This window comes from Rhodococcus sp. EPR-147, from assembly GCF_001647185.1.
GTDB lineage: Bacteria > Actinomycetota > Actinomycetes > Mycobacteriales > Mycobacteriaceae > Rhodococcoides.
Genome location: NZ_LVCU01000349.1, coordinates 1 through 2,201 on the forward strand (window position 1 = coordinate 1; position 2,201 = coordinate 2,201).

Here is a 2,201-nt window from a genome sequence, read left to right on the forward strand (position 1 = left end):
CGGAACCCTCGGCCTGCCGCACGTGCTGGTGCGGTTCTACACCAACCCGGACGGCCGAGCGGCGCGGTTGACCTCGCTCACCGTCCTGGCGTTGCTCGGCATGTTCTACCTGTTCCCGACGGTGCTCGGCGTCTTCGCCCGCCTGTACGTGCCGCAACTGCTGATCACCGGAGCATCCGACGCCGCAGTGCTGCTGCTGCCCGGCTCGGTGCTGTCCGGAATACCGGGCCAACTGCTGGCCGCGCTGGTGGCCGCCGGTGCCATCGCGGCCTTCCTGTCGACCTCATCCGGTCTGCTGGTCAGCATCGCCGGGGTGCTCAGTACCGACGTCCTCTCGGGCAAGGTCCGAGACTTCCGCGTCGCCGCGATTCTCGCCGGCGCCGTTCCGTTGGCGCTGTCGATCGGCGTTGTCTCCCTTGACCTCTCGCGCACCGTCGGGCTCGTCTTCGCCGTCGCCGCATCCACCCTGTGCCCCCTGCTGGTACTGGGCATCTGGTGGCGCGGACTCACCGCGGCGGGAGCGGCAGCCGGACTGTTCCTCGGCGGCGGCATCTCTCTCGTCGCTGCGTCGATCTCCGTCGTCACCCCCATCTCCGACGGCGTCCTCGGCGGCTGGGCAGCAGCGATTCTCGGCTACCCCGCCGCCGTCAGCGTGCCCGTCGCCTTCGCCGCGATGATCGCCGTCAGCCTCGCCACCCGAAAAACCGTCCCGCCCGACATCTCCCGCATCTTCGCGCGACTGCACCTGCCCGAAGGCCTCGACATGGGCAAAGATCGCGAGCGCGAGCTCTAAGACCGCTGGGTCATTCCGCAGGCTCCACCGCTCAACTGCCATTCTCGACCGCTTGTCGCACACTCCCGCTTCCCATCGTGTGATCGACACCACCTCCTGATTTTGTGACCTGACTCTCATTACTGTTCCGAGTCAGCTACAGCTCACATCTACTTCAGGAGTCCAAGGTGACCGCACCGGAAACCAATTCGCCACCGGACGCGCAAGCGTTCGTCGACATGCAGGCCAGTCCAGAGTTCCAGGAACTTCGGCGTCGTCTGCGTAGCTTCGTGTTCCCGATGGCCGGGTTCTTCCTGGTCTGGTACGTCATCTACGTGCTGCTGAGCACCTACGCGGTCGACTTCATGTCGACCAAGGTGTGGGGCAACATCAACGTCGGGCTGCTGCTCGGCCTCGGCCAGTTCGTCACGACGTTCGCCATCACGGGCATCTACGTGAAGTTCGCCAACCGTGAACTCGATCCTCGCGCCGCAGCCCTGCGCGCCGAGATGGAAGCCTCCCAGGGAGCGAAAAGCTGATGAACATCCTTGCCCAGGCCACCGACACCACCGTCGGTGAACCACTCGTCAACATCGCGATCTTCGGTGCGTTCGTACTCGTGACGATGTTCGTGGTCATCCGCGCATCGAAGAAGAATGCGACCTCCGCGGAGTTCTTCACCGCAGGCGGCGGATTCTCCGGACCGCAGAACGGCGTCGCGATCGCCGGTGACTACCTCTCTGCAGCAAGCTTTCTCGGCATTGCCGGTGCCATCGCCGTCTACGGTTACGACGGCTTCCTGTACTCCATCGGCTTCCTCGTCGCCTGGCTCGTCGCGCTGCTCCTCGTCGCCGAATTGCTCAGGAACACCGGCAAATTCACGATGGCGGACGTACTGAGCTTCCGGCTCAAGCAGGGCCCGGTTCGCACCGCGGCCGCGCTGTCGACCCTGACCGTCTCGCTGTTCTACCTGCTCGCGCAGATGGCCGGTGCCGGCGGACTCGTCGCACTGCTGCTCGACATCTCCGACCGCACCGGACAGTCCATTGTCATCGCCATCGTCGGCGTGCTGATGATCGCGTACGTGCTCATCGGCGGAATGAAGGGCACCACCTGGGTGCAGATCATCAAGGCCGTCCTGCTCATCACCGGCGCAGCGTTCATGACCGTCCTCGTTCTCGCGAAGTTCGGCATGAACTTCTCCGAACTGCTCGGCAGCGCGCAGGCCATGGTGGCCGGATCGGCCAACGAGGCCGTGGCTGCACGTGACGTCATCGAGCCCGGCGCTCAGTACGGCGGCAGTGCCACCTCGAAGATCAACTTCCTCTCGCTCGGTCTCGCACTCGTGCTCGGTACCGCGGGTCTGCCGCACGTGCTGATGCGCTTCTACACGGTGCCCACCGCCAAGGAAGCTCGCCGCAGCGTCGTG

General features: G+C 65.1%; 3 protein-coding genes. All 3 read left to right on the forward strand.

The features are described from left to right. A partial coding sequence (locus tag A2J02_RS15925; RefSeq protein WP_442971479.1) for a sodium:solute symporter family transporter occupies positions 1 to 793 on the forward strand: 793 nt, incomplete at its 5' end. Positions 794 to 1,011: 218 nt separating this feature from the next. Next, positions 1,012 to 1,311, forward strand: coding sequence for a DUF485 domain-containing protein (locus A2J02_RS15930; protein ID WP_032378306.1), 300 nt, complete (start codon positions 1,012 to 1,014; stop codon positions 1,309 to 1,311). Further along, the coding region (locus A2J02_RS15935; protein ID WP_442971480.1) for a solute symporter family protein at positions 1,311 to 2,201 on the forward strand (891 nt) is incomplete at its 3' end. The genes A2J02_RS15930 and A2J02_RS15935, both read left to right, overlap by 1 nt.

What these genes read in the sequence shown, in the direction of transcription:
- A2J02_RS15930 (WP_032378306.1), top strand. Translation starts at nt 1,012, where the DNA reads ATGCAGGCCAGTCCAGAGTTCCAGGAACTTCGGCGTCGTCTGCGTAGC.